Consider the following 2,192-nt stretch of genomic DNA (forward strand, 5'->3'; position numbering starts at 1 on the left):
TGCCGCGCGCGCAGCTGGTTGGCGAGCCTGGCGACGCCGTCTTTGCCGGCGCGGATGGCATGTTCGGCACGCAAAGCTTCACGCCGCCGCCCCCGCCGCCACCGAAGCCGCCGCCACCACCGCCGCCCGTGGCGCCGCCGCTGCCCTACACCTATATTGGCAAGGCCGTATCGGATGGCGCGTGGGAAGTGTTCCTCGCCCGCGGGCCGGACCGCACGCTGATCGTGCGCAATCAAATGGTGCTCGACGGCGCGTACCGCGTCGATGCAATTGCGCCGCCTGTCATGAAACTGACTTACCTGCCGCTGAACCAGGTCCAGCAGCTTAATATTGGAGTAGCCGACTGATGTCCCGCACATTGATTTACAAGTCCACGTTGACGGCGCTGGTGGCGCTGACCCTGGCGGGCTGCGCCGCCCAGCAGGCATACCGCGAGGGCAATGCACTGGTCGACCAGGACCAGGTGGAAGCGGGGCTGCTGAAATTCCAGGAAGCCATCGCAAAAGATCCGAATAATCCGCAATACCGGACGGCGTATTTGCAGGTGCGCGACCGCGCGACAGTGCGCCTGCTGGACCAGGCGGAGCGCGACCTGGCCGAGGGGCGGCGCGACATGGCGCTGCAAGGCTACCAGCGCGTGCTGGCCTTAAATCCGCTCAATGAGCGCGGCCGTGCGGGCTTGCGCAGCGTGGAAGCAATGGAGCGCCAGGACAAGATGGTGGCCGCTGCGCGCGAACAGGCGGACAAAAAAGATTATGAAGGCGCCCGGCAAAAGCTCAACGCCGTGCTGTCGGAACGCCCCAGCCACGAAGCGGCGCGCCAGCTGCTGCGCGACGTCAATGAAAAGAATGTGCAGCCAACGATCGACACGGGCTTGTCGAAAGCGTTCAAGCAGCCCATCACGGTGGAATTCCGCGACGCGCCGCTGAAGCAAGTGTTTGAAGTCATTGCGCGCCGCTCGGGGTTGAATTTCGTGTTCGACAAGGATGTGAAAACCGACCAGAAGGCATCGATTTTCCTGAAGAATTCCACGGTCGAAGCCGCCGTATATTACCTGCTGATGACGAACCAGCTGGAACAGCAAGTCCTCGATGGCAATACCATCCTGATCTACCCGAACGTGGCGGCCAAGCTGAAGGAATACCAGGAAATGGTGGTCAAGACGTTCTTCCTTTCCAATGCGGAAGCCAAGTCCGTGGCCAACACCTTGAAGACGATCTTGAAATCGCGCGACGTGGTGGTCGATGAAAAATTGAACCTGGTGATCGTGCGCGATAACGCGGAAGCCATCCGCCTGGCGGAAAAACTGGTGGCGCTGCAAGACGTGGCGGAGCCGGAAGTCATGCTGGACGTGGAAATCCTCGAAGTCAAACGCACGCGCCTGATGGAGCTGGGCGTCGTATGGCCCACCAAGGTGACGTTCTCGCCGCTGATCACGTCTGGCGGCAACCAATTGACCGTCAATGACTTGAATCACTTGAACCAGCGCACCATCGCCTTGTCCGGCATCAACGCTTCCATCACTGCCAACAAGACCGATGGCGATGCAAACTTGCTGGCCAATCCCCGCATCCGCGTGCGCAACAAGGAAAAAGCCAAGGTGCTGATCGGCGACAAGGTGCCTGTCATCACCACCACCGTGTCGCCGGGCACGGGCGGCTTTGCCAGCGATTCCGTCAGCTACGTGGATGTGGGCCTGACGTTGAATGCGGAACCCGTTATTTACCTGAACAACGAAGTGGGTATCCGTATTTCGCTGGAAGTGTCGAACCTGGTCAGCCAGGTGGAAACCAAATACGGCACCAAGGCATACCAGATCGGCACACGGCAAGCATCCACTATGCTGCAATTGAAGGATGGCGAAAACCAGGTGCTGGCCGGGCTGATCAACAGTGAAGACCGCAGTTCCGGTTCCAAGGTGCCGCTGGTGGGTGAATTGCCGCTGCTGGGCCGCCTGTTCGGCAGCCAGCTCGATGACAAGCAAAAGACGGAAATCGTGCTGTCGATTACGCCGCACCTGGTGCGCAATGTGCAGCGTCCGGACGCGGCGGCAGCGGAATTCTCGGCTGGTACGGAAGGCAACTTCCGCCGCCGTCCGGATCCCGTAGTGCGCCAGCCCGTGCCATTGCCGGGCGCCGCGCCTGCCGCTGTGCCTGCGCAACCGGGCGTGCCGGCGGCGCCTGCCGCACCGG

1 protein-coding gene and 1 pseudogene are annotated in these 2,192 nt (G+C 61.5%); both read left to right on the forward strand.

Features of this window, described 5'->3' with window-relative positions; genetic code table 11:
- Window positions 1-347 (forward strand): annotated as a pseudogene (locus tag GM668_RS30725) (hypothetical protein); the annotation flags it as partial.
- A partial coding sequence (locus GM668_RS30195; RefSeq protein WP_155442681.1) for a secretin GspD/PilQ domain-containing protein occupies window positions 347-2,192 on the forward strand: 1,846 nt, incomplete at its 3' end. The pseudogene GM668_RS30725 and the gene GM668_RS30195, both read left to right, overlap by 1 nt.

It is taken from the genome of Pseudoduganella ginsengisoli (assembly GCF_009720865.1).
Taxonomy (GTDB): Bacteria; Pseudomonadota; Gammaproteobacteria; order Burkholderiales; family Burkholderiaceae_D; genus Rugamonas; species Rugamonas ginsengisoli.